Raw genomic sequence first — 24,965 nt, 5'->3', positions numbered from 1 at the left:
CATTCTAATGACTCTGAAACATCCGGAAAATTCGTATTTACAAGGTATATACTTCGGTTTTTACGAACTATGCGATCGCTATGCTCAATTATCGACAACTGCACTATTTCTGGGTGGTGGCCCGTACCGGTAGCATCGTGCGTGCCTGTGAGCAATTGAACCTCACCGCACAAACCATCAGCGGGCAAATCAGCCTGTTGGAAGACAGCCTGGGCGTGGATCTGTTCCAGCGTGTCGGCCGGCAACTGGAACTGACCGAGGCAGGCCGGCTGGCCTTACCCTACGCCGAGCAGATGTTCCAGCTCGGAAACGAACTGGAAAGCGTGCTGCGCTCACAGCCCGGTGAACAGCACACGCTGTTCAGGATCGGCGTGGCCGACGTGGTGCCCAAGTCGATTGTCTATCGCCTGATCGCCCCGACCATGGAGCTCAACGAGCCAATCCGTATCACCTGTCGCGAAGACAAACTCGAACGCCTGCTCGCCGACCTGGCCATCCAGCGCCTGGACATGGTGGTGTCTGACAGCCCGATGCCGCCGCATTTGGATATCCGTGGCTACAGTCAGAAACTGGGCGAATGCGGGGTCAGCTTTTTTGCCACTGAAGAGGTGGCGCAGCGTCTGACCATGGAGTTTCCGCAGGCACTGGACGGCGCTCCACTGCTGATTCCAGGTCAAGACACCGTGGTACGCGCCAGGCTGATGCGCTGGTTTGCCGAGCAGAAAATCCGCCCGCAGATCATCGGTGAATTTGACGACAGTGCCTTGATGAAGGCCTTCGGGCGCTCCGGCAGCGGTGTATTCGTCGCCCCCAGCGTAATTGCCCACGAGGTCCAGGAACAATATGGCGTACGCCTGATTGGCCAGACCGAAGCGGTGACCGAGTCGTTCTACGCCATTACCGTCGAGCGCAAGGTCCGCCACCCAGGCGTGGTGGCCATCACCGAGGGCGCACGCAGCAAGCTGTTCAGCGACTGATCGAGGCCGGCAGCGGGTCGAACCTGAGCATCGCCAGGGCCAGCAGGATCGCCAGGCCGACGATGGCGGCAGCGGCCACGCCGAGATAGGTCAGCCCCAGGCTGTCGATCACCCGTCCACCGATCATTGCCCCCAGGCCGATACCCAGGTTACCGCCCGCCACGTTCAGCGACGCGGCGAAGGCCGGTGCCTGGGGCGCGGCCTTCATCAAGCGCACATGGCAGACCAGAAACAGCGCCGCCTGATTGATGCCCCAGACGATCAGGGCCGCCATCAGCGCGGCAATCGAACCCACGCTGGGCACCACTGCGAGCATGCCGACGCTGAGCAAGGTACAGAACGTCAGGCTGGCCACTAACGGGTGACGATCAACCATACGCCCGCCCAGTGCATTGCCAATCAGGCCCACTGCGCCAAAGCCCATCAGACACCAGCCCACCACCGTACCGTCGAAACCTGCCAGACGCTCAAGCATGTCGGCCAGGTAGGTGTAGGCGGTGAACATGCCGCTGAACACCAACACCGAGAGCAGCACATGGCCCAGCATCAACGGGCTGCGCAGAATGCCCAGTTGCTCGCGCATCGACACGGCGTGATTGGGGCGACTGGTCGGTAACCAGATGAGCAAAAGCAACGCTTTGAGCAGCGCCAGAGCGGCGACTGCGGCAAACGCCACACGCCAGCCGAATGCATCGCTGATCAGGGTGCCGACCGGAATGCCGAACACCATCGCCAGGATGATCCCGACCCCGAAACGCGCCACCGCCCTGCCCGCGTGTTCCGGGCCGGCAAGATTGACCACGGTCTCGCTGGCCAGTGACCAGAACACTGGCAGGGCCAGCGCCGGCAGCAGTCGCGCCAGCGCCATCACGCCATAATTGGGCGCCACGGCGGCCAATGCATTGGACAGGCCGAACAGCACCAGCACCCCGATAAACAGCCGGCGCCGCTCGAAGCGCGCAAACCAGGCGGTCAGAAATGGCCCAAGGGCTGCCACGGTAAACGCGAACAGGGTCACCAGCAGGCCGGCTTGAGAAATAGAAACGCCCAAATCGCGGGCCATGGCAGGCAACAAACCGACAATCACGAACTCCGTGGTCACCACCGTGAAGCCGGCGGCAGACAACAGATAGACAGCTAACATCAGAACACTCCAACAACGATACGCCCCGCATGCGGAACGTCGGGTGAAACAGAGGCCGAAGAGCCTCTGACACAAAGATGCGGCAATTCACAAAGGCGCGGCAATTATAGACAGCCGGGGCTGGCCAGTTGTTGCGGGTTTTTCGCTAGGGGCTGTTGCCGTTTCAGCGCAGGCCGCGTTGCAGTGCCAAATCGTGTCAGGCGAGGCGAAGGACGCAGGAAATGGTCGCTCCCTTTTCAAGTCCTTCGACGACGCATGGCGCGATTTGGGGCGCAACCCGCAGGGCCGTGGCTGTTTTGTCGCACGTATTCCAACAGGTGAAGCCTACACAGGCCGACAAAACAGACCTCGGCGCGGTTGTGATGAAACGGTAACAGTCCCTACCCACTGGCAATTGTGCCTGACAAGCCCTAGGCTGGCCGCCTGCCATTGTCCAGGGAGCACACCATGACCGACACCCCCGAATCCAGCAATGAATCCTCAACCCTGCTGCTCGATGCCACGCAGGCCCGGATTCTCGGCAGCCTGATTGAAAAACAGGCCACCAGCCCGGAAAGCTATCCCCTGACCCTCAATGCCTTGATGCTGGCCTGCAACCAGAAAACCAGCCGCGAGCCGATAATGAACCTCACTCAGGGCCAGATCGGCCAGAGCCTGCGCAGCCTGGAAAACCTGGGACTGGCCAAGCTGGTGATGGGCAGTCGCGCCGACCGTTGGGAGCACAAGCTCGACAGACATCTGGAACTGGTCCCGGCGCAATTGATCCTCACCGGCCTGTTACTGCTGCGCGGCCCGCAGACCGTCAATGAACTGTTGACCCGCAGCAACCGCATGCACGACTTCGAAGACGCCGAGCAAGTGCAGCACCAGCTCGAACGCTTGATAGCCCGCGGCCTGGTGTCACTGCTGCCGCGTCAGGGCGGTCAGCGTGAAGATCGCTACATGCACAAACTGGGCAGCGAAGCCGACCTGCAAGCCCTGCTCGACAGCCGCCAGCAGGCGCCAGAACGCAGCGCTTCGGCCTCCAGCGACCGGCTCGATGAACTCGAAGCGCGTATCGCCGCGCTGGAAGCGCGGCTGGCGCAACTGGAAGGCTGATCAGCCACGGGCAAATGCAGCCGCCCGCTGGTATTGCTCATCGCTGGGCCGCACCCCGGTGTACAGCACGAACTGCTCCAGCGCCTGGATCGCCGCCACCTGATCGCCGGTGATCAACTGTTTGCCGAGCTGGCGCCCGGCCTGGATCAGCGGCGTTTCGGCCGGGGTGGCGACCACGTCGAACAGGGTTTGGGCCGTCTCGATGGCCGCCCGGTCGAACGCCAGCTCATCAGCCTGGGCGCCTGTCATGCCCAGCGGCGTGACATTGACCAGCAAGGCCGGCCTCTCAGCCCCCAACTCCGGCACCCAGTGCCATCCGCAGGTGGCCGCAAGCTGCTCGCCAGCCTGCCGGTTGCGGGCCACGATCACCCCGTCGCTAAAGCCGGCATCCCGCATCGCACAGGCCACCGCCTTGGCCATCCCGCCACTGCCACGCAAGGCAAAAGCAGTACGCGGCACGGCGTGGCTGTCGAGCAACTGCGCGACGGCGATGTAGTCGGTGTTATAAGCCTTGAGGTGGCCGTCCGTGTTGACGATGGTATTAATCGACTCAATGGCCGCCGCCGACGCATCCAGCTCATCGACCAGGGCAATGCAGTCTTCCTTGAACGGCATCGATACACCGCAACCGCGAATGCCCAGCGCGCGCATGCCAGTGACGGCGCCGATCAGGTCATTGGGGGCAAAAGCCTTGTAGTAGAAGTTCAGGCCCAGTTCACGGTACAGATAGTTGTGAAAGCGCACGCCGAAGTTTCCGGGGCGGGCGGCCAGGGACATGCACAACACGGTGTCCCGACTGGCAGTAATGGACATGCGAATCTCCTGAACGGTATTGGCTAAAATCTGGACAACAGGCGTAAACTTGTTGCGACAGACAAATGCTCGAAAAGTGCCGTCTGTCGTCAGGGCTTCCACCTTACACAAACTTTACCCAGCGGCTTCGCAGTTTGAACAAAACCGCTGTCTTAGTATTAACCCCGTGGCAGCACTGAAAGACGGTGCCCTGCGACAACGGGTCGAAAGCCGAGGAACAACCGTCATGATTCGTCATTTTTCCAAGATCGCCCTGTTTGCAGGTGCCCTGGCGCTGGCAGGTCAAGCCAATGCCGGTGGCCATGGCTGGGGAGGTCCGGCGATAGCGGGTGCAATAGTCGGTGCCGCCGTGGTGGGCGCCGCCGTGGCCGGCAGCCGCGACCGGACCGTTTATGTAGAGCGCGAGCCTGTCTACATCCAGCGTGAGCCCGTGTACGTGCAGCCACGCAACGTGTATTACGCACCACCACCGCCACCGGTCTACTACCGCCCGGCACCGGTCTATGAAGTTGTCGAGCGCTACCCCGGCCCACCACCAGGCTACTACCGTCACTACGGTCCACCGCCACAGCCGGTGTACTACGGCCCACCACGCGGCCGCTGGTAAGACTCACCCAACCCCGCCCTTATGGCGGGGTTGTCGTTTATGGCCGTTGTATCAATGACCACTATCGAAAGCGTTGATTTCTGTCAGCCACCGGGCGTGAGTAAAGTGAACTGCATCGGTTACGGAGGCAGTCATGAACAAGGTCAATATCATGTCGGTGGTAGGCAGTGCAGTCCCGGCGCAATTGCGCGAGCAAGGGCTGCTGGCGTGCTGGTATCTAATGCGCGACGGTGAGGCGGTCAGCGGCCCGCTGACCTCGCTGCCCGCCGCCCAGGCGCTGTACCAACAATTGGAAAAGCCCAGGCTCAATGGCTGAAGCCGCGGCTCAAAGACGCTCAGCGATCACTACGATGATCTGACAACGCTGCGCCAGCTTTTGCAAACGTCGTTCAATAACCGTATACACCGCCCGATCAGTGCGACCGCTGTCCAGTTCATCGATTACATCGTTGGCGATTTGGCGCAGTTCATGGACGACCACGATCCGGTCGTCATTCAGATCATGCTTATGCGACTCGAACAACCGGTGCAGGTAGTCCTGCAAGGTGAATTTCAGACGATGCCGGTCATTGGCGCGCAGGTGCAACAGATTAAGGCTGATGCGCCCCTGCATTTCGCTCAACTCACCGCACAGGTACTGGATGCGCCGTGCGTAGCCCACTTCGCGCTCGCGCAATTGCCGCTGCGCTTCACGCGCCTGCTGGCTGCGCTGGATGGCCGGCACCGCCACTGCCAGCAACAACGCCACGATGACCCCGGTGGCCTGCACCCAGCCGGCCCAGTCCACTGGCTTGACCAAAAAACCGGCGCCCAGCATAACCACTGTAATTACCGCAGCAACGACAACCAGTAACAGGTAATCCTTGCCGATCAACCCCTTGGGCATTGCCTGACTCCTTGAACCCGTGAAATTCGAATGACGTGGGATGCTAATCGGTGTAGGTGACAGATACCACGAATATTACGGGCAATACCGTTTTGTCACTTAACCCTCTCTGAACAAATATCCAATGGCTCGACTTAATGCACAAATGCGCCACTCGCCCCATCGACTTTAGGCAAAAACTGCTTCTAAAATGCGCTGTTTTTCCTGTTTTGTCGTGTGCCGACACACCTTCCATTGAGTGAGTACTGTTCTTGAAAATCCGTCTTTGTACGCTGGGCCTTTTAGTTGCACTTACAGGCTCGCTGATCGGTACTCAGGCACTGGCCAATGAGCCTGCCCCGTTCAATCGTGACCCGGCCAATCTGCACCTGGCCTCCGGCAGCACCATGGTTGTCGACCTGCAAACCAATAAAGTCATCTACGCCAATAACCCGGATGTGGTGGTGCCGATTGCCTCGGTCACCAAACTGATGACTGCCATGGTCGTGCTGGACGCCAAGCTGTCGATGGACGAACTGATCCCGGTCGATATTTCCCAAACCAAAGAAATGAAAGGGGTGTTCTCGCGGGTCAAACTGGGCAGCCAGCTTAATCGTCGTGACATGTTGCTGATTACCCTGATGTCTTCGGAAAACCGTGCGGCAGCCAGCCTGGCCCACAGTCACCCAGGAGGTTATCCGGCGTTTATCAAAGCCATGAATGCCAAGGCCAAGGCGCTGGGCATGAGCCATACGGCGTTCCTGGAACCGACCGGCTTGTCGGTGTTTAACGTATCGACGGCGCGCGACCTGACCAAACTGTTGATGGAAGCACGTAAATATCCATTGCTCAGCGAGTTGAGCGCGACCGAAGAAAAGACCGTGCGCTTCAGCAAGCCCAATTACACCCTCGGCTTTCGCAACACCGATCATCTGGTGCATCGGGAGAATTGGGATATTCGCCTGACCAAGACCGGCTTTACCAATCAGGCCGGGCACTGTCTGGTGCTGCTGACCACCATGGCCAAGCGGCCGGTGTCGGTGGTGATTCTTGATGCCTTCGGCAAGCAGACGCACTTTGCCGATGCCAGCCGCCTGCGCAAATGGCTGGAAACCGGCCAGAGCGGCCCGGTACCCGCGGTGGCGTTGCAGTACAAAAAAGAGAAGAATCTGGCGATCAAGCAAAATGGCTTGCAACAGGCCAAGGAATAACTGCGCGCCTGACGTCCCCCTGTAGGAGCGACCTTGGTCGCGAAGATGGCGTGACACTCACAACAAATGTGCTGTTTGACCGCCCTCTTCGCGAGCAAGCTCGCTCCCACAATCAACCAGAGAGCATTGCGACTCAACCGAACTGGGTGACCAGTTTGGTGTTCAGGTAAGCCTCGATGGCCTCGGTGCCCCCTTCAGAACCGTAACCGGAGTCCTTGATGCCGCCAAACGGCACCTCCGGCAGGCCGATGCCTTGGTGGTTGATGCTCAGCATGCCGGCTTCGATACCGTAACTCAGCGCCTGGGCAGTCTTGATCGAGGTGGTGAAGGCATACGATGCCAGGCCGTAAGGCACCCGGTTGGATTCGGCGATCGCCTCTTCGACACTGTCAAACGGCACCAGCAAGGCCACCGGCCCAAACGGCTCGTCGTTCATGATGCGCATGGCTGTAGTCAGGCCGCTCAGCACGGTGGGCTCGAAGAACCAGCCGTCGCCTTCAATCGCCTTGCCACCGGTTTCCAGACGGGCACCATGGCTGACGGCATCGTCAACCAGTTCCCGTAGCGCCGGGACCCGGCGTTGGTTGGCCAACGGCCCCATGGTGGTGCCTGCGTCCAGCCCGGAACCGACCTTGACCTCGCGGGTCAGGCCGACGAACCGCTCAGTGAACTCATCGAACACCTCACGCTGCACCAGAATCCGGGTCGGCGAGACACACACTTGCCCGGCATTGCGAAATTTGCTGGCCGCCAGGGTGCGGGCGGCAAGATCCAGGTCAGCATCGGCAAACACCAGCGCCGGAGCATGACCGCCCAGCTCCATGGTGGCGCGCTTCATATGCTGGCCGGCCAGCGCTGCCAGTTGCTTGCCGACGGGTGTCGAGCCGGTGAACGTGACCTTGCGGATCACCGGGTGCGGGATCAGGTAGCCGGAAATCTGCGCGGGGTCGCCGTAAACCAGGCCGATCACACCCGCCGGTACGCCGGCGTCGTGGAAGGCGCGGATCAGTTCGGCCGGCGATGCCGGGGTTTCTTCCGGGGCCTTGACGATGATCGAGCAACCGGCGGCCAGCGCCGAAGACAGCTTGCGCACCACCTGGTTGATTGGAAAATTCCACGGTGTGAACGCGGCGACCGGGCCGACCGGTTCCTTGATGACTTTCTGCTCGACATGCACGTTACGCGATGGCACCAGGCGGCCGTAACTGCGGCGCCCCTCTTCAGCCAGCCAGTCGATGATATCGGCGGCCGACAGTGCCTCGGCACGGGCTTCGGCCAACGGTTTGCCTTGCTCTTGGGTCATGATCCGGGCAATGGCATCGGCGCGCTCGCGAACCAGCACCGCAGCCTGACGCATGATCTTGTAGCGCTCGAACGCCGGCGTCACCCGCCAGGTCGCAAAGCCGCGCTCGGCGGCGGCCAAGGCTTCGTCCAGGTCGGCGATATCGGCGTGGGCGACCTGGCCGATGGTCTGGCCAGTGGCTGGGTTCAACACCGGCTGTGAGCGGCCGTCACGTGCGGCGCGCCATTGACCGTCGATATACAGTTGCACATCTGGATACATCGTGACTCTCCATTGGCTAACTTAGAATAAAAACCGTCTGTCGTTTCTCTCTATGGGTTACATGGGGCTGTCTGCGCGCAGATCAACCACGGCATTACAAAATCGGCCGTCCGCCAGTGACACCAAAGCGTTCGCCTGACAGGTAGCTGCCTTCGTCACTGGCCAGCAGTACATACAGCGGCGCAACCTCGACCGGCTGACCGGGGCGACCTAGCGGTGTGTTGCTGCCGAACTGCTCGACCTCCTCTGCCGGCATCGTCGCCGGAATCAGCGGCGTCCAGATCGGCCCCGGTGCAACGCTGTTGACTCGAATGCCCCGCTCACCCAGCAACTGCGCCAGGCCACCGGTGAAGTTGGCGATCGCCCCCTTGGTGGTCGCGTAAGGCAGCAGCGTCGGTTTGGGCATGTCGGAATTGACCGAACTGGTGTTGATGATGGAGGCACCGGCCTGCATGTGCGGGACCGCCGCCTGGCAGATGCGGAACATCGCGGTGATGTTGATATCGAAGGTGCGCACCCACTCCTCGTCCGGGATATCTTCAAAGCGCTGGTGGGTCATCTGGAATGCCGCGTTATTGACCAGCACATCGAGGCGCCCGAATTGCGCCACGGTCTTGTCGACGACCTCCTTGCACATGGCTTTTTCAGCAAGGTCACCGGGCAGCAACAGACACTGGCGCCCCGCGCGCTCGACCCAGCGTGCGGTTTCCTGAGCGTCATCATGCTCATCCAGATAGGCCACTGCCACATCAGCACCTTCACGGGCAAAGGCGATTGCCACCGCACGACCGATACCGCTGTCGGCCCCCGTGATCAGCGCCACCTTGCCCTGCAAGCGGCCCGATCCGGTGTAGCTTTCTTCGCCGCAGTCGGGGTAAGGGTCCATGCGGCCCTGGCTGCCGGGCACCGGCTGGGTCTGTTTAGGAAACGGTGGGCGTGGATAGTCAGTCATGAAGGATTTCCTCTGCATGGGATGTCTTTGTGTGTCCCCCATGCGCCGCCTGGTGTTCAACACAGTCACCGGCGGCCCTGACGAATGGTCGGCATCGGGCATGCCGACCGGATGAGACCGCCGGTCGGAAAAGGCCTGGCGACAAACCGCCGTCATTGGCGTGCGCACACGAACATCTCGCCCGCAAGTCCCTGCCCTTTAACAAAATGTGTAACGGGTTTTGTATCAGCAATGGACTAACACTGCGCGAGTCGACAAGCGGCTATATGCCAGCACTTTTGGATTTCATAATTTGAGCAGGTACGCAAGGCGCGTCGCATCATCCGCAGGAGGCACTGATGAAAACCCTGATACTCGCGCTGGCCTTTGTGGCCCCCACACTGGCAGTCCATTCTGCGGAAAAGCCGATCAGCGTTCCGCACGATCCGGGCGCCCAGCACGCACTGGTGAAAAAGTCCGGTCACCCGCAGCAGCGCGTGGTCGTGACCCGACGTGAAGGCATGCTGGGTGTGTTGTACTCCCGGCACCTCTACAACTGCGAGCGCGCAACGGTCTCGCTGCTGGGCACCGGTGAGAGCCTGGAAAGCCTGGACAGTGCCAAACCATTGAGCGGCATGTTGCCGGTGGTTGAAGACTCAACGGCTTACTACATCGCGGCGGAAGCCTGCAGTTGAGCGGCAAGGTACAAGCAAAAAAAAGGGCCATCCCCATGCCTTGGCGGAATGACCCGAAGCTCACTGTCTTGAAGGGGCAGTTGCTATTTCGCGGTAATCACTGACAACTTGGTAATACCGGCGCGTTCGATGGAGGCCATGGCCCGCGCCACTTCGCCGTAGTTCACGCCATTATCGGCCTGCAGTTGCACCCGAACCTTGTCGTCCTTGGCCTTGGCCGCCTGCAGGTTGGTTTCCAGCAGATCAGGCTGGATCTCATCCTTATTGATAAACACCTTGCCCTGCCCGTCGATGCTGACCACCAACGGGTCTTTCTGCTCGGCCGGTGCAACTGCTTCGGTCTTGGGCAGGTTGATCGGGATCGAATTGGTCAGCAGCGGTGCGGTGACGATAAACACCACCAGCAGTACCAGCATCACGTCCACCAGCGGGGTTACGTTGATCTCGCTGAGCACTTCATCACTGTCTTGGGTCGAGAACGCCATATCAGGACGCCTCCTTCACTTTCTGGCCGCTGGCAGTGGCGCCGGACTTGAGCACCGGGTGCAGCAGGACGCGGAACGAATGCTTCTGGGCCAGGCTGTAGAAGTCATGGGCGAAATCGTCCAGGTCGGCAGCGGTCAGCTTCAGGCGACGCAGGAAGTAGTTGTAAACCAGTACCGCAGGCACCGCGACGGCGATACCGACACCGGTTGCGACCAGTGCCGCACCGATTGGCCCGGCGACGGTTTCCAGGCTGGCCGAACCGGCCGCACTGATACCTTTGAGCGCTGACATGATCCCCCACACGGTGCCAAACAGGCCGATGAACGGCGAGGTGCTGCCGATACTGGCCAGTACCGCCAGGCCGGTTTCCAGCGAGCGGCGTTCACGGACGATCTGCTGGCGCAGGGCGCGCTCCAGACGGTCCTGGTGGTTGATCGACTGGCTCAGGTCGTTCTGGGCGTTTTCCTGCACCTGGATGGCCGCGTAACCGGCCTGCGCGACACGGGCAGCGGAGCCTGGGTTGTTGTGCGCCAGCTCGGCTGCGGAGTCGAGACTGGAGGCGGCCCAGAATTTCTTGTGGAAGGCCTTGTCCTGGCCCTTCAGGCGTGAGAACTGCACGCCCTTGAGCAGGGCCAGGCCCCACGTCACAACGGAGAAGCCAATCAGCAGCCAGATGACCGCGTGTTCAACAGATTCGAATGGAGATGCCAGTAGGTTCATGTTCGGTACTCTCGTGCAGATGCATCAGGTCGGGTGTGCGATGCTCCTTTTGTCAGGTCGCCCGCTGAAATGGGGTAAAGCGCAATTTTTGGTTAGAAAACCGGGTAAAGCCGTTACTTGAGCTTGAAGTCGATCGGTACGCTGACCCAGCCATCGACCGGTTTGTCGCCCTGTTTGCCGGGTACAAAGCTCCAGCGCTTGACGGCGGTCACGGCGGCTTCATCGAGCTGGTCGCGGCCGCTGCTCTTTTGAATCTGGATATCGCCCGGACGACCACTGGCCAGTACATGCACTCGCAGCAACACAGTGCCTTCCCAACCGCGGCGCATCGCCAGCGACGGGTATTCCGGCGCCGGGTTACGCAGGTAACCGGCACTGGCCGATGGCGGAGTCACCGGCGCAGGCGCGGGTGGTGCCGGCGGTGCTGGCGCGGCGACCGGTTGCGGCGGAGGCGGCGTTGGCGCTGGTGGCTGCTCGACCGGCTTGGGCACAGGTTTTGGTGCAGGCTTGACCACCGGTTTCGGCTTGGGCTTGGGCGGCGGCGGTTTGACCGCCAGTTCGTCTTCAACCGGTGGCGGCGGCTCCTGAACCACCGGCTCAGGGATCGGCTCCGGCGGCGGAGGCTCGACCACTGGCGGAGTGGGGGCGGAAAATTCGATGGTCATCGGCGGAATTTCCGGCGGCACGACCGGCAACGCGGGGGTTGGTGTCTGGCTGACCCAGTAGATCACTGCGCCGTGCAACACCAGGGCGAAGGCGCCCAACAGAATGCCTTCCCGGCGGCCCAGAACCCGCTTGGGCGTGCTGTGCAAACGCGACAGCGCCAAGGGTCCACGGTAAGGACGGCCCAGGTCGACCAACTCGCCGCTTGGTGCCTGGCGCCAAGGCACCTCATGTGCACTGGCAGCGGTCTGGACATTGCCCATTGATTCACTCCTGCATTTTTTCGGTAAAAAAATCCAGGTTCTGTTGGTATCAGTCACCCTTCTTCAAAGTGGTTTTCGCTGAGGGCAATCATCTACGAAACCCTATACGCCAGAAAGGAATATTTAGTTCGTTGTTTATTCACAAAAGAAATATGCAGTTTTTAGCCATGGATACTGCGCCGGTCCGCAGAGCCCTGTGCCAAAGCCGTTGCACAGCCGCTGGGAAAAAGCGCTTTGACAACGCAGAGCAAATAGCCATTACTCATCGAACCCGCTCACCAGCGGTGCAGAACCAACAAGGAGCTGTTCATGCTGAAGGATTCAGAACCGCACGGCTGGATCAAGCCTGCCACTCAGGACACCGGGGTCATCATCATTTGCAGCGGTGACCTGCCCTGCTACCTGGTTGACACCCTTGCCGCCCGGATCAGCGATTGGGATCAGGTCGCGTGCCTGTATATTCCGCACCCGGTGCAACTGGAGCATCAATGGCTCGCCGCCGAAGCCAGCAACCCCGATGCGCGCCAGCCAACGCGCTGCGTCGCCAGCGAGTTGCTCGGTCAGATCCCCAAGACCTGCCATTTGCTGGACGTCGAAATGCTGCACAGCGTGCACCTGACCTGGCTGGGGTCGGTGTGCGGGCACCGCCTGCACTTTTTCGGTCTGGATGCCGCCGAACAGGCGCAAGCCGTAATGGATATCCAGATCGAGGAAATTCTCGACACCACCGGGCAATTGGTCAGAGGCTATCTGCAGGACCACTTTCTTTCGCCCGCGTAGCAATAATGCCGATCATTCAAGCCCCATGATGCGCTAAATCCGTGAGAGCGAGCTCGCCAGAGGGCCGGTGAAATCAGCACATTAGCGATCGGTTTCACGCCGCCTTCGTCGGTATGCCGCCCAGACCAAGGTCGCTCCTACACAGTGCCGTGTCTCAGGCACGGCAGCATGATGACCGGCTAAAACGCCAGTTGGGTGGTCGACAGCACCTGGCGCAGGCCCATGAACGAGCGTATCTGCCTGACCCCGGGCAGGTACAACAACTGCTCGGCGTGCAGTTTGTTGAAGCTCTGGCTGTCACGGGTGCGCAGCAGCATGAAGTAGTCGAACTCGCCGGTGACCACATGCACCTCCATGCAGCCGGAGATCTTCTGAGCGGCGGCTTCGAACTGGGCAAACGACTCCGGCGTCGAACGGTCCAGTACCACGCCAATCAGCACCACCATGCCCGCCTCCAGCGCCTCACCGTCGAGCAGCGCAACCACCCCTTTGATAATTCCGGCCTGCTTGAGTCGCTCGACCCGGCGCAGGCAGGCTGGCGGGCTGAGGCTGACTTTTTCGGCCAGCGCCACGTTGGAGATTGAAGCATCGCGCTGCAAGCTGCGCAGGATCGCCTTGTCGATCCGGTCGAGAACCGGTGGCGGGCCGGGCTGGCGGGTTTTGCTGTGTTCATTTATTGCTTTCATGGTCCATTTCACGAAATAAAATGATCTTCAAATAGAAATCACGAACATCAAGTTCGTCAACTGATCATTCTTTGCAACCCGTCATTTACACGCTTTTCTTAAGATGAGTCCATCGTTCGAGCACTGATGGAGCCTCACCATGAATCTGGGAAAATTCAAACGTTACCCGCTGACCTTCGGCCCCTCGCCGATCACCCCACTCAAACGCCTGAGTGAGCACCTGGGCGGCAAGGTCGAGCTGTACGCCAAACGCGAAGACTGCAACAGCGGCCTTGCCTTCGGCGGCAACAAGACGCGCAAGCTTGAATACCTGATTCCTGAAGCCATTGAAGGCGGCTACGACACGCTGGTGTCGATCGGCGGCATTCAGTCCAATCAGACCCGGCAGGTCGCGGCGGTGGCCGCCCATTTGGGCATGAAGTGCGTGCTGGTCCAGGAAAACTGGGTGAATTACTCCGATGCGGTGTATGACCGGGTCGGCAATATCGAGATGTCGCGGATCATGGGCGCTGATGTGCGCCTGGACAGCGCAGGCTTCGACATAGGCATCCGTCCGAGTTGGGAAAACGCCATGGCTGATGTCCAGGCCAAGGGCGGCAAGCCCTACCCGATTCCGGCCGGTTGCTCGGAACACCCATATGGCGGCCTGGGCTTCGCCCGCTTTGCCGATGAAGTGCGGCAACAGGAAGAACAACTCGGTTTCAAGTTCGACTACATCGTGGTCTGTTCGGTGACCGGCAGCACCCAGGCCGGCATGATCGCAGGCTTTGCCGTCGATGGTCGCGCCCAGCGGGTGATCGGCATCGACGCCTCGGCCAAGCCGCAACAGACCCGCGAGCAGATCCTGCGCATCGCCCGGCATACCGCAGAGCTGGTCGAACTGGGTCGGGAAATCAACGACGACGACGTGGTACTCGACACTCGCTTTGGCGGTCCTGAATACGGCCTGCCCAGTGACGGTACGCTGCAAGCGATCCGCCTGTGCGCCAGGCTCGAAGGGGTACTGACCGACCCGGTCTACGAAGGCAAATCGATGCACGGGATGATCGAGATGGTGCGCAATAACGAATTCCCGGAGGGCTCGCGCGTACTGTATGCACATCTGGGCGGCGTGCCGGCGATCAATGCCTATAGTTTCCTGTTCAAAGACGGCTGAAACGCACGACAGATTCAGGGCCGCCTTGCGCGGCCCTGAAGAGCGGGGTCAATGGTGGGTGGCGGGCTTGCTGGTCCGGGTGGGCAGGCACACGGCATAGGCCATGGCCTCATCGCGGGTGTTGAAAATGGCCAGACGGTCGTGGTCGGTGCAGACCCGCCAGGGGCCGTTGTTCACACTGATCACCTGGTAGCCGTTGACTTGCACCTTGTGCAGCATCGCAGTACTCATGTTCACCTCCAGAGATACGGGTGTGTTGCATCATTTACCTTACACCTCTGAAGGCTGCATGACAGGACCGTTCGGCACATTGCAGACTCTGCGGCCCACCACCGCCGATCAATGACCGCTGTGTGCACCGTGCCCGGCATGCGCATCATGGTCACTGGTGTTCAGCGCGCGGACCTGGGCCTGTACTTCAACGCTCTGGCGCTCGCCCTTGGCGTCCTGCACCGTGAGGGTCAGCGGGATCTGGTCGCCTTCCTTGGCCTGAGCCACCAGACCAATCAGCATCACATGGTAGCCCTCGGCGCTGAACGTCACGGTCTTGCCGGCTGGCAGCTCGACGCTGCTGACCGGTTTCATGCTCATGACCTCGCCTTTCATGCTCATCTCGTGGATTTCCACGGTCTTGGCCGCAGGCGAGGCGACACCGACCAGCTTGCTGTCGCTGCTGGCAGTCAGTTGCATGAACGCACCGGTGGCCGGCTGACCGGCGACGGTGGCGCGCACCCAGGCATCCTTGACCTGGGTCTCGGCATGGGCAGGCAGGCTCAGGCCCAGCAACAGCGCGCAGGAGCCAACGACCTTCAACGATTTAACCATCAGCGTATTCATCAGCAGACTTCCATAAGGGTGAGCAGGTCTTCGGTGCATTGCTGGGCGGTCAGTTTGTGGCCCAGGCTCAGGCGCAGCACGCCGCGGCTGTCGTACACGTAGCTGGTTGCGGTATGGGAAATGGTGTAGCTGTCGCCCAGCGGGACCTTTTCAAAGAACACGCCGAACTCTTTGGCGGTAGCGGCGGTTTCTTCGAGGGTGCCAGACAGCGCCACAAACTCGGGATCGAAAGCCTTGACGTACTTGTCGATGATCTGCGGCGTGTCGCGCTCCGGGTCCAGGGTAATGAAGATCACCTGGAAAATCGGCGCATCGGCGCCCATCAGTTTCTTGATCTTCGCCGCACGGGCCAGCGCGGTCGGGCAGATCGCCGGGCATTGGGTGAAGCCGAAGAACACCATCGGCATGTAACCGCGAAAGCTCGACACGGTCTTGAGGTTACCGTCGACGTCACGCAATTTGAAATTGCGCCCGATGATCTGGTTGCTCATGTCCTTGCCGTGCTTGAACGGCAGGACGTTGGAGTTGCCGCATCCGGCCAGCAGGCCGCCCATGCTCAGCATGGACAGGCCGGCGACCACCTGGCGGCGGGAAAAGTGATGACTCATGCACTGCGGTCCTGTTTAGAGGATCGGGACGGGATCACTCCCGTACTGTCAGACAGCGCGCACCGTGTACACGGTGGGCCGCACAAAGATGCCACGCGGTGGTATCAGGGCGCCTGAGCGACACGGCCCGGTGAACAGTGGCGCAGCGATGTCCAGCTCAGGCGTTCAGGCATCAGGGCGCGGCGGCGCAGGGTTCGCACCAGCCAGCCCAGGGCTGCGAAGCCGAGCAATGCGCTGGTCAGTTTGCTGGCGTAAGCGCAGTCGAACAGCGCCAGTTGCATGAGCAGACCGTGGCCGGTCTGGTCCTGACTGTGTGCGGCAGGACTGTGCACGGCGGACTCGTCCGGGCCGCAGATATCGCTCATGGCAACAGGCATGAAGGCACTGAGCATCTGCCCGTGGCCGATGCTGCAGGCCAGGGCGCCGAGAAGGACCAGACCGGCAAGCAGGACGGCCAGCGGCGAGCGATGAGTGCGGACGAATTTCATGGCGGCGAATTTACCACTGCGCAGGCTGGGGGAACACCTTCATTGCGTCACCGGTGTCCGGTAGCCGGAGCAAAGCGCCTGCTGGCCGGGCGTGCGTGTCTGTGCGGCAAAATGGCACACGGGGTCATATTCGTCTGACCGGCCGGGCGGCGAGCGGGTGCGCAGTGTGAGGTGCCTGTATTCGGCCTGGTAGATGTGTAAGCGTTTATGTAGCAACACGCCAGCAGCGGCCAATCCTCAACTAGGCTCAGGATGACTGTCTGAGGAGTCACTGCCATGTCTGAGAATCTGCCCGACGATCCGCTGGTCAAGCTGCTGGACCGGCTCATTCAGAACAACTCGGCGCTGGTCGCGACCGTCGAGGACATCGCCCTGTGGATCGACCAGCAAGGCGACCCGCACAGCCTGGCGCGCATCCATGAACATTTGGCGACAATCCGCGACAACAGCGAGGTGGTGCAGGCGAGCTTCGCGGAACTGGTCGCCCGCGCCGCGCTGAAGCATGAAGAAGACCTTGAGGATTAATCGCTAGCGAGCCGATAGCCGACGCCCGCCTCGGTGATGATGTACCTCGGCGCGGTCGGCTCATCGGCCAGTTTCTGGCGCAGGTGGCCGACCACGATGCGCAGGTAGTGGCTGTCCTGGGTGTGGGTCGGCCCCCAGATGTCCCTGAGCAGCTGTTGCTGGGTGATGACCCGGCCGGGATGGCGGGCCAGCGCGGCCAACACCGCGTACTCCTTGCGGGTCAGCGCGACGTCCTGGCCGTGCAGTTGCACACGGCGGGCCGCCAGATCAATGCTCAGCGGGCCGAGGGTCAGCACTGCCTGGGCCTGCTGAGTGTCGGCAGGCTGACGCAGCAACGCACGAATACGGGCGAGAAACTCCTGAATGCCAAACGGCTTGGTCACGTAGTCGTTGGCCCCGGCATCGAGGGCCTGGACCTTCTGCGCCTCGCTGGCGCGCACCGAGAGCACCATCACCGGGACCCGCAGCCACTCGCGCAGCTCGACCAGTAATTGCTGGCCGTCCATGTCGGGCAAGCCCAGATCAAGCACTACCAGGTCCGGGCGGTTGAGCGCCGCCTGGTTCAGACCTTCGGCGCCATCGCCCGCCTCCAGCACCTTGTAGCCCTGGGATGCCAGGCTGATGCGCAAGAACTTGCGGATCTGCGGCTCGTCGTCGATGACCAGAATGGTCGCTGTCTGCTGGGTGCTCACCGGCTGTAATCTCGTGGGGGATACGCGCTCATTCTGAGTCTGCCTGGGGTTGGGCTGGCAAGGGTAAATGCAAGGTCATGCAAGTGCCGAGCCCGTCGATGCCCTCGGCCACTGTGACCCTCCCGCCATGGGCGCCGACCATGCCCTGACAGATCGCCAGCCCCAGGCCGGTGCCGGGGCCACCGCGATCACCGCGTGCTGCGGTGTAAAACATGTCGAAGATTTTCGCCCGCTCGGCTTCGGGAATCCCAGCCCCCTGATCGCTGACCAGCAACTGCAACTCGCCCTCACTGACCCGGCTGTGCACGCGCAGCACCCCGCCGACTGGCGAAAAGCGTGCCGCATTCTCCAGCACATTGACCAGCGCCTGCTCGATCAGTGCCGCATGCACGTACAACAGCGGCAGTTCAGCGGCCATCTGCACCTCGACCTGCAACGGCGCCAACACCGCACGCAAGCGGCCCAGCGCGCTGCCGACGATGTCGGCCGGGGCCACCCAATCGCGAGCCAGTTTCAGTGAGCCATGGCCCAGGCGGGTCATGTCCAGCAGGTTCTGGATATAGCGGTCCAGCCGTTCGGCCTCGTCGCGGGTGCCTTCAAGCAGCTCGCGGCGGTCATCCAGCGGGATCGCTTCGCCCAGCGCCAACAGGCTATCGATGCTGCCGCGCATAGCGGTCAACGGCGTGCGCAGATCATGCGACACCGAGGCCAGCAAGGCGCTGCGCAGTTGTTCGGTTTCACCATGCAGGCGCGCCGATTCCAGATCCTGCACCAGTTGCGCACGGGCCAGCGCCTGGGCCAGCGGCTGGCTGAGGGCGCTGAGCAAACGCCGGTGCTGGGCCGTGAAGCGATGGCCTGGCCGAGGGCAGACGCCAAGCAGCGCCAGCGGCCCTTCTTCAGCCGACACCGGCCACCACCACCAGCGTCCGGACGGCAAAGTACCGGTGTCCAGCCCGGCTGCCTGATCGTGCTGCCAGGCCCAATCAGCCGCTACTCGCTCGGCCTCGCTGAAGGTCAGCGGGCCGCCCAGCTCCACCACCCAACTGGCGTTCTGGTCACGGCCGAGCAGGCACAGTTGCAGCTCCGGCCAGCCACTGAGGTGTTGCTCGGCGGCGCTGAGCACCGCCTGACGGTCAGTGGCGGCAGTAAGCTTGCGCGACAGGTCGAGCACCGTACTGGTTTGCTCCTGAGTGGCGCGCAAGGCCTTGAACTGACGGCGCTGGCGGCTGGCAAGCTGGCCGGTGAGTGCCGCCATGAGCAGAAAGAACACCAGCGTCAGTACGTCTTCCTCGCGCTGGATACTCAACGAAAAGTTGGGCGGCATGAACAGGAAGTCATAAGCCAGAAACGACAGTAATGCACAGAACAGGGCCGGCCCGACACTGCTGCGCACCGCCACCAGCAGCACCGCCATGAGGAAGATCAGCGAGATATTGGGTAACGCCAGAATCCCGGCAATCCCCCAGGCCACACCACTGGCCAGCGCGGTCGCGAGCACCGCCAGCGCGTAGTCCAGCCCCTTGATCGGGGCGCGCTGACGAGGCCGGTCGGGCAAGGCCTGGCTGTCCAGCACGCTGATTTCCAGACCGTGGGCCTCACGCAACAAACGCCCGGCCACCCCGCCACCGAACAGCCGCCGCCGCCACAGGTGTCGTGACTGACCGACCATCACCACGCTGGCCCGACGCTCGACGGCATGCTGCAACAGGGTCCGGGCCACCTCACCGGCGCGCAGGGTCACCACCTCGCCGCCCAGGCGCTCGGCCAGTTGCTGGGCGCCCTGCAAGTAAGCCCGGCCCTGCTCATCCAGTGGCCGGTCGGCGTCGACATGCACCAGGCTCCAGGGCAGGTGACGACGTTCAGCGACCCGGCTGGCATGGCGCACCAACAGGTCGGCCTGGATATCGCCGTCAATCCCGACCAACAGCCGGCCACGCACCGCCGGTGCCTGTTCGCCGCGTTGCCGATACCCCTGGGCCAGATCGTTGTCCACCTGCGCGGCGGCGGTCTGCATCGCCAGTTCGCGCAAGGCGGTGAGGTTGGTCTGGCTGAAAAACGCATCGATGGCTGCCCGTGCCTGCTCCGGCACATACACCTTGCCGTCGCGTAGCCGCTCCAGCAGCTCTCGCGGCGGCAGGTCGATCAGCACCAGCTCGAAGGCTTCCTGCAACACCCAGTCCGGCAGGGTTTCGCGGACCTGGACGCCGGTGATGGCGCGTATCTGGTCGTTGAGGCTTTCCAGGTGCTGGACATTGACCGTGGTGTACACATCAATGCCTGCGGCAAGCAGTTCGTGCACATCCTGCCAGCGCTTGTCATGGCGGCTGCCCGGCACGTTGCTGTGCGCCAGTTCATCAACCAGCACCAGCGCTGGCGCTGCCCGCAACACGCCGTCGAGGTCCATTTCTTCAAGGGTCATGCCCCGGTATTCGCGGCGCAGCATCGGCAATTGCGGCAGCCCGACCAGCAGCGCTTCGGTCTCGGCCCGACCGTGGGTTTGCACCACGGCGGCGAGCAGGTTCACCCCTTGGCGCATGCGGCTGTGGGCGGCTTGCAGCATGGCGTAGGTCTTGCCCACCCCCGGCGCTGCACCGAGAAAGATTTTCAGGCGCCCGCGACCGTCGCGGGGCAGTTGGGCCAGGATGGCATCAGCTCGGCTGGAGTCACTCACGTGTCGGCTTGCTCGGTCAGGGTCAATTAAGGGGGATCGCGAAGACGTCACCACAAAGGTTACATTTTTGCCACGCGCGCCTGGGCGTCAAGGCTGCGATTGAGCGCCAGCACATTGACCACCGGCGGGCCGAACAACGGCCGTTCAGTATGGGCCTCGATCAGCGCACGCAGTTGTTGCTCGGGCAGATTGCGCGCGACCGCCACGCGCCCGACCTGCCAGTCGGCGGCTTCAGGCGGCAGGTGCGGGTCCAGGCCGCTGCCGGAGGTGGTCAGCAAGGCGATTGGCACTGCGCCCTGCCCTTGGCTTTTCAACAATGTGGCGGTTTCAGCCACCCGGCTGGCCAATGCCGGGTTAGCGGCGGACAGGTTGCTGGCGCTGCTGGCCACCGTGGCAAAAGCGCCGGCCGAAGGGCGTGGCTGGAACCACTGCGGGCCATCGAAAGGCTGGGCAATCAGTGCCGAACCGCGGACCTGGCCGCTGGCATCACGCACCAGGCTGCCATTGGCCTGTTCGGCAAACGCCAGTTGCGCAACGCCGGTAACCGCCAGCGGATAGGCCACACCAGTGACCAGGGTCATCAACAGCAACAGGCTCAGCGCCGGGCGCAGGATGGTTGTCATGTACATCTCCTCGCAAAATTGATTACCTGTAGGAGGGGCTTGAGCCCCGAAGCAACAAATACATAGTCGCCGTCAGGCTGTGTCACACCAGATTCAGTGCACCAAGCAACAAATCGATCAGCTTGATCCCCACAAACGGCACAATCAGCCCGCCGACGCCGAAAATCAGCAGGTTGCGGCGCAGCAGGTGGGCAGCGCTGGCAGCCTGGACGCGCACGCCCCGCAGGGCCAACGGGATCAGTGCGACGATGATCAGCGCATTGAACACGATGGCCGAGACGATGGCGCTCTGCGGGCTGGCCAGTTGCATGATGTTGAGCACGCCCAGTTGCGGGTAGATCGCGGCGAACAGCGCCGGCAGCACAGCAAAATACTTGGCCACATCGTTGGCAATGGAAAAGGTCGTCAGCGCACCACGGGTCACCAGCAGTTCTTTGCCGACCTGCACCACATCCAGCAGCTTGGTCGGGTCGCTGTCGAGGTCGACCATGTTGGCCGCTTCGCGAGCCGCCTGGGTGCCGTCGTTCATCGCCACCCCGACATCGGCCTGGGCCAGCGCCGGCGCATCGTTGGCGCCGTCACCACACATCGCCACCAAACGACCCTGCGCCTGCTCAAAGCGGATCCGCTCAAGCTTTTTCTCTGGCGTGGCCTCGGCCAACACATCATCGACCCCGGCTTCGGCGGCGATGGCGGCGGCGGTCAGCGGGTTGTCGCCGGTGACCATCACCGTGCGGATGCCCAACTTGCGCAACTCGTCAAAGCGTTCACGAATGCCGGGCTTGACCACGTCCTTGAGATGGATTGCACCCAGCAAACGGCCCTCGCCGCACAGCAGCAACGGCGTGCCGCCGGACTTGGCAATGCGCTCGATTTCCCGTACCAGCGGCGCGGGCAGGTCGGCGCGGGTCTGGCCGAGAAACATCAGCAGCGAATCCACCGCACCTTTGCGATACACCTTGCCCTGATAGTCCACCCCTGACAGCCGGGTCTCGGCACTGAACGGCACGCCGGTGACTTCACTCAGTGCCGGGGCCTGAATCGGGTGCAGGTTACGCAGGTACTCGACAATCGATTTACCCTCGGCGGTGTCGTCGGTCAGCGACGCCAACAAGCCGGCCTGGGCCAGTTGCTGCGGGCTGACACCGGGCGCCGCGTACAGGCCGGCGCAACGGCGATTACCGAAGGTGATGGTGCCGGTCTTGTCGAGCAACAGTACATGCACATCCCCCGCCGCTTCCACCGCCCGCCCCGAACGGGCAATGACATTGAGGCGCACCAGCCGGTCCATACCGGCGATGCCGATGGCCGACAGCAGCCCGCCAATGGTGGTCGGAATCAGGGTCACCAGCAGCGCCACCAGAAACACCAGCGGCAGGCTGCCACCGGCAAACCGGGCGAAGGGCTGCAGGGTCATGACCACCAGCAAAAAGATCAGGGTCAGGCCGATCAGCAGGATGTCCAGGGCGATTTCGTTGGGGGTCTTTTGCCGTTTGGCGCCCTCCACCAAGGCAATCATGCGGTCGAGGGTCGATTCGCCGGGGTTGACCTGGATGCGCACCAGCAGCCAGTCGGAGACCAGCCGGGTGTTGCCGGTGACCGCCGAGCGGTCGCCGCCGGATTCACGAATCACCGGCGCCGACTCACCAGTGATCGCCGCCTCGTTGACCACCGCGATGCCTTCGATCACCTCACCGTCACCGGGAATCATCTCCCCGGCTTCGACCCGCACGACATCGCCCTTGCGCAGAGTGCCGGCATCCACCAGCCGCCATTGGCCGTTTTCGTCCCTCAAGCGGGCCTTGAGCCCTTCGCTGCCGGCCTTGAGGCTATCAGCACGGGCCTTGCCCCGGCCCTCGGCCAGCGCCTCGGCAAAGTTGGCGAACAGCACGGTGAACCACAACCACAGAGCGATTTGCACTGCAATACCGGTGGGCACTTGCGGATCGGGGATCAGGCACAGCACGGTGGTAAGCACGGCGGTCAGTTCCACCACCAGCATCACCGGCGAGCGCACCAGTTGACGCGGGTCGAGCTTGATAAATGCCTGGCGCAGCGCCGGGCGCCACAAGGCCGACAGGCTGGTCGCGGCAGGCAGGTTATGGGCCTGGACCGGCGGATGGTTGTCAGTGAGCATATTCATGTTCAGTCCTCAGAAGGCCGCAGTCAGAAACCCAGGCTCATATGGTCGGCAAGCGGCCCCAGCGCCAGGGTCGGCAAAAAGGTCAGGCCGCCCACCAGCAAGATGGTCACGGTCAGCAAAGCCACGAACAGCGGGCCGTGGGTCGGGAAACTGTCGCTGCCCTGCGGCGCGCTCTGCTTCAGCGCCAGACTGCCTGCCAGCGCCAGCACCGGCAGGATGTAGCCGAAGCGGCCAATGAACATCGCCAGGCTGAGCATCAGGTTATGGAACGGGGTGTTGGCACTGAAGCCGCCGAACGCCGAACCGTTGTTGGCGGTGGCCGAGGTGTAGGCGTACAGCAACTGGCTGAAGCCATGCGGGCCAGGGTTGCTGACCGCACTGGCCGCGCCTGGCACGCTCGCCGCGATGGCGCCCAGCACCAGCACGCCCAGCGGCATGACCAGCAAGCTGGCGACCAGTAGCTTGACTTCCCGAGCCTGCAGTTTCTTGCCCAGGTATTCCGGGGTACGGCCGATCATCAAACCGGCCAGGAACACGGCGATCAACACGTTGAGCAGCATGCCATTAAGGCCCACCCCGACGCCGCCGAAGATCACCTCGCCGACCATCATGTTGATCAGCGCGACCATCCCGGTCAGCGGGTTGAGGCTATCGTGCATGCCGTTGACCGAGCCGTTGGAAGCAGCGGTGGTCGCCACCGCCCACAAGGTGGTGCCGGTCACGCCAAAACGGGCCTCTTTACCCTCCAGCGACGGCGCCTGTTCCACGCCGCTGAGCGCCAGGGTCGGGTTGGGCTGATACTCGGCCCACAACGCCAGCGCCGAGCCAATCGCCAGCAACAGCAGCATGCAGGCCAGGATCGCCCGGCTCTGGCGCAGGTCCTTGACGTAATGGCCGAAGCTGAACACCAACGCAGCCGGTATCAGCAGGATTGCCACCAATTCCAGCAGGTTGCTCAGCGCCGTGGGGTTCTCGAACGGATGCGCCGAGTTGACGCCGAAAAAGCCACCGCCGTTGGTGCCCAGTTGCTTGATCGCAATCTGGCTGGCCGCCGGCCCCATCGGCAGGCTCTGCTGGCTGCCTTGCACGGTCAGGGCATCGACGTAATGGGCGAAGTTCTGCGGCACGCCCTGCCACACCAGCAGCAGCGCCAGCAGCAGGCTGATCGGCAACAGACCATACAAGGTGGCGCGGGTCAGGTCGGTCCAGAAGTTGCCCAGGTCATTGGTCGAGCGCCGCGCAATGCCCCGGCACAGCACGGCCAGCACGGCGATGCCGGTGGCGGCGCTGACGAAGTTCTGCACGGTCAGGCCGAGCATCTGGCTCAGGTAGCTCAGCGATGCTTCGCCGCTGTAGGCCTGCCAGTTGGTGTTGGCAACAAAGCTCATGGCGGTGTTGAACGCCAGGGTCCACTCCAGGCCCGGCAGTTGCTGCGGATTGAGTGGCAGTGCACCTTGCAGCATCAGCAAGGCAAACAGCAGCACAAAGCCGGCGGCGTTGAATGCCAGCAAGGCCAGCGCATAGGTTTTCCAGTCTTGCCCGGCCTTGGGGTCGACACCGCCGAGCCGATAGCAGCCGCGCTCCAACGGCCCCAGCAATGGTGAAAGCCAGGTGCGCTCACCCTCCATCACCCGATACCAGAAGCGTCCCAGCAGCGGCGCGCTGCCGAGCAACAGCAGCACAAAGGCGCCGATCAACAGATAGTCATAGCTGTGCATG

The 24,965-nt window shown here is 62.3% G+C and carries 27 protein-coding genes; 9 read left to right on the top strand and 18 right to left on the bottom strand.

Going from position 1 to position 24,965, the window contains the following annotated elements; all coding sequences use genetic code 11:
• The first annotated feature begins 80 nt into the window (after positions 1-80).
• On the top strand, positions 81-977 hold the full coding sequence (gene nhaR, locus PSCI_RS20070) for a transcriptional activator NhaR (RefSeq protein ID WP_045490467.1): 897 nt from the start codon (positions 81-83) through the stop codon (positions 975-977).
• Here the strand turns inward: nhaR and PSCI_RS20065 are convergent.
• Entirely contained in the window at positions 967-2,121 is a 1,155-nt protein-coding gene (locus PSCI_RS20065) for an MFS transporter (protein ID WP_442965451.1), read from the bottom strand. The two genes, nhaR and PSCI_RS20065, sit on opposite strands and share 11 nt — an antisense overlap.
• Before the next feature lie 447 nt (positions 2,122-2,568).
• Between PSCI_RS20065 and PSCI_RS20060 the strand changes: the two genes are divergently transcribed.
• A complete protein-coding gene (locus PSCI_RS20060) occupies positions 2,569-3,219 on the top strand; it encodes a YceH family protein (RefSeq protein ID WP_045490465.1) in 651 nt (216 codons plus the stop codon).
• On the opposite strand, the gene PSCI_RS20055 is transcribed toward PSCI_RS20060, so the two are convergent.
• Entirely contained in the window at positions 3,220-4,032 is an 813-nt protein-coding gene (locus PSCI_RS20055) for a shikimate 5-dehydrogenase (RefSeq protein WP_045490462.1), read from the bottom strand. It abuts the gene before it with no gap.
• 226 nt (positions 4,033-4,258) lie between these two features.
• Here PSCI_RS20055 and PSCI_RS20050 point away from each other — a divergent pair, with 226 nt between their 5' ends.
• Complete coding sequence (locus tag PSCI_RS20050) at positions 4,259-4,639, top strand: hypothetical protein (RefSeq protein WP_045490460.1); 381 nt, start codon at positions 4,259-4,261, stop codon at positions 4,637-4,639.
• 133 nt (positions 4,640-4,772) lie between these two features.
• On the top strand, positions 4,773-4,955 hold the full coding sequence (locus tag PSCI_RS20045; protein ID WP_045490458.1) for a hypothetical protein: 183 nt from the start codon (positions 4,773-4,775) through the stop codon (positions 4,953-4,955).
• A gap of 9 nt (positions 4,956-4,964) precedes the next feature.
• Here PSCI_RS20045 and PSCI_RS20040 read toward each other — a convergent pair whose 3' ends face one another.
• A complete protein-coding gene (locus tag PSCI_RS20040; protein WP_045490455.1) occupies positions 4,965-5,525 on the bottom strand; it encodes a hypothetical protein in 561 nt (186 codons plus the stop codon).
• Between the two features lie 251 nt (positions 5,526-5,776).
• Between PSCI_RS20040 and pbpG the strand changes: the two genes are divergently transcribed.
• A complete protein-coding gene (gene pbpG / locus PSCI_RS20035) occupies positions 5,777-6,715 on the top strand; it encodes a D-alanyl-D-alanine endopeptidase (protein ID WP_045490452.1) in 939 nt (312 codons plus the stop codon).
• A 133-nt stretch (positions 6,716-6,848) separates the two neighbouring features.
• Here pbpG and PSCI_RS20030 read toward each other — a convergent pair whose 3' ends face one another.
• Complete coding sequence (locus tag PSCI_RS20030) at positions 6,849-8,279, bottom strand: NAD-dependent succinate-semialdehyde dehydrogenase (protein ID WP_045490450.1); 1,431 nt, start codon at positions 8,277-8,279, stop codon at positions 6,849-6,851.
• Positions 8,280-8,373: 94 nt separating this feature from the next.
• Complete coding sequence (locus PSCI_RS20025; RefSeq protein ID WP_045490447.1) at positions 8,374-9,231, bottom strand: SDR family oxidoreductase; 858 nt, start codon at positions 9,229-9,231, stop codon at positions 8,374-8,376.
• Between the two features lie 338 nt (positions 9,232-9,569).
• Here PSCI_RS20025 and PSCI_RS20020 point away from each other — a divergent pair, with 338 nt between their 5' ends.
• The gene (locus tag PSCI_RS20020; RefSeq protein ID WP_045490444.1) at positions 9,570-9,905 is read left to right on the top strand and encodes a hypothetical protein; all 336 of its coding nucleotides are present in this window, start codon (positions 9,570-9,572) and stop codon (positions 9,903-9,905) included.
• An 83-nt stretch (positions 9,906-9,988) separates the two neighbouring features.
• On the opposite strand, the gene PSCI_RS20015 is transcribed toward PSCI_RS20020, so the two are convergent.
• The 3 genes from PSCI_RS20015 to PSCI_RS20005 form a co-directional block, all read right to left on the bottom strand.
• Positions 9,989-10,390 (bottom strand): ExbD/TolR family protein, encoded by a 402-nt coding sequence (locus PSCI_RS20015; RefSeq protein WP_045490441.1) that lies wholly within the window; start codon positions 10,388-10,390, stop codon positions 9,989-9,991.
• Position 10,391: 1 nt separating this feature from the next.
• Positions 10,392-11,111 (bottom strand): MotA/TolQ/ExbB proton channel family protein, encoded by a 720-nt coding sequence (locus PSCI_RS20010; RefSeq protein ID WP_045490438.1) that lies wholly within the window; start codon positions 11,109-11,111, stop codon positions 10,392-10,394.
• 113 nt (positions 11,112-11,224) lie between these two features.
• A complete protein-coding gene (locus PSCI_RS20005; protein ID WP_045490433.1) occupies positions 11,225-12,037 on the bottom strand; it encodes an energy transducer TonB in 813 nt (270 codons plus the stop codon).
• A gap of 309 nt (positions 12,038-12,346) precedes the next feature.
• Between PSCI_RS20005 and PSCI_RS20000 the strand changes: the two genes are divergently transcribed.
• On the top strand, positions 12,347-12,817 hold the full coding sequence (locus tag PSCI_RS20000) for a hypothetical protein (protein ID WP_045490430.1): 471 nt from the start codon (positions 12,347-12,349) through the stop codon (positions 12,815-12,817).
• 179 nt (positions 12,818-12,996) lie between these two features.
• Here PSCI_RS20000 and PSCI_RS19995 read toward each other — a convergent pair whose 3' ends face one another.
• Positions 12,997-13,503 (bottom strand): Lrp/AsnC family transcriptional regulator, encoded by a 507-nt coding sequence (locus tag PSCI_RS19995; protein WP_045490427.1) that lies wholly within the window; start codon positions 13,501-13,503, stop codon positions 12,997-12,999.
• A gap of 139 nt (positions 13,504-13,642) precedes the next feature.
• On the opposite strand from PSCI_RS19995, the gene PSCI_RS19990 reads away from it, so the two are divergent.
• Complete coding sequence (locus tag PSCI_RS19990; RefSeq protein ID WP_045490424.1) at positions 13,643-14,659, top strand: 1-aminocyclopropane-1-carboxylate deaminase; 1,017 nt, start codon at positions 13,643-13,645, stop codon at positions 14,657-14,659.
• Between the two features lie 48 nt (positions 14,660-14,707).
• On the opposite strand, the gene PSCI_RS19985 is transcribed toward PSCI_RS19990, so the two are convergent.
• The 4 genes from PSCI_RS19985 to PSCI_RS19970 all read right to left on the bottom strand — a co-directional run bounded on the left by PSCI_RS19985 (position 14,708) and on the right by PSCI_RS19970 (position 16,592).
• Positions 14,708-14,890: a hypothetical protein gene (locus tag PSCI_RS19985; protein ID WP_045490420.1), complete on the bottom strand. Its 183-nt coding sequence runs from the start codon at positions 14,888-14,890 to the stop codon at positions 14,708-14,710.
• Between the two features lie 108 nt (positions 14,891-14,998).
• Entirely contained in the window at positions 14,999-15,496 is a 498-nt protein-coding gene (locus PSCI_RS19980) for a copper chaperone PCu(A)C (protein ID WP_045490417.1), read from the bottom strand.
• On the bottom strand, positions 15,496-16,104 hold the full coding sequence (locus tag PSCI_RS19975; RefSeq protein WP_045490414.1) for an SCO family protein: 609 nt from the start codon (positions 16,102-16,104) through the stop codon (positions 15,496-15,498). The genes PSCI_RS19980 and PSCI_RS19975 overlap by 1 nt, the downstream gene beginning before the upstream one ends.
• 104 nt (positions 16,105-16,208) lie before the next feature.
• A complete protein-coding gene (locus tag PSCI_RS19970; protein WP_045490411.1) occupies positions 16,209-16,592 on the bottom strand; it encodes a hypothetical protein in 384 nt (127 codons plus the stop codon).
• A gap of 276 nt (positions 16,593-16,868) precedes the next feature.
• Here PSCI_RS19970 and PSCI_RS19965 point away from each other — a divergent pair, with 276 nt between their 5' ends.
• Positions 16,869-17,117 (top strand): hypothetical protein, encoded by a 249-nt coding sequence (locus PSCI_RS19965; protein ID WP_045490408.1) that lies wholly within the window; start codon positions 16,869-16,871, stop codon positions 17,115-17,117.
• Here PSCI_RS19965 and PSCI_RS19960 read toward each other — a convergent pair.
• The 5 genes from PSCI_RS19960 to kdpA all read right to left on the bottom strand — a co-directional run bounded on the left by PSCI_RS19960 (position 17,114) and on the right by kdpA (position 24,964).
• Complete coding sequence (locus PSCI_RS19960; RefSeq protein ID WP_045490405.1) at positions 17,114-17,809, bottom strand: response regulator; 696 nt, start codon at positions 17,807-17,809, stop codon at positions 17,114-17,116. The genes PSCI_RS19965 and PSCI_RS19960 overlap by 4 nt on opposite strands.
• 28 nt (positions 17,810-17,837) lie before the next feature.
• Positions 17,838-20,480: a sensor histidine kinase gene (locus PSCI_RS19955; RefSeq protein ID WP_045490402.1), complete on the bottom strand. Its 2,643-nt coding sequence runs from the start codon at positions 20,478-20,480 to the stop codon at positions 17,838-17,840.
• Between the two features lie 59 nt (positions 20,481-20,539).
• Positions 20,540-21,103, bottom strand: coding sequence for a potassium-transporting ATPase subunit KdpC (kdpC, locus tag PSCI_RS19950; RefSeq protein WP_045490400.1), 564 nt, complete (start codon positions 21,101-21,103; stop codon positions 20,540-20,542).
• Between the two features lie 82 nt (positions 21,104-21,185).
• Positions 21,186-23,246: a potassium-transporting ATPase subunit KdpB gene (kdpB, locus tag PSCI_RS19945; RefSeq protein ID WP_045490398.1), complete on the bottom strand. Its 2,061-nt coding sequence runs from the start codon at positions 23,244-23,246 to the stop codon at positions 21,186-21,188.
• Positions 23,247-23,269: 23 nt separating this feature from the next.
• Positions 23,270-24,964, bottom strand: a complete 1,695-nt coding sequence (gene kdpA, locus PSCI_RS19940; RefSeq protein ID WP_045490395.1) for a potassium-transporting ATPase subunit KdpA — start codon at positions 24,962-24,964, stop codon at positions 23,270-23,272.
• Position 24,965: the final 1 nt, after the last annotated feature.

This window comes from Pseudomonas sp. StFLB209 (assembly GCF_000829415.1).
GTDB lineage: Bacteria > Pseudomonadota > Gammaproteobacteria > Pseudomonadales > Pseudomonadaceae > Aquipseudomonas.
Note: the sequence above shows the minus strand (reverse complement) of the source record. Positions and strands in the feature narration are given on the sequence as shown.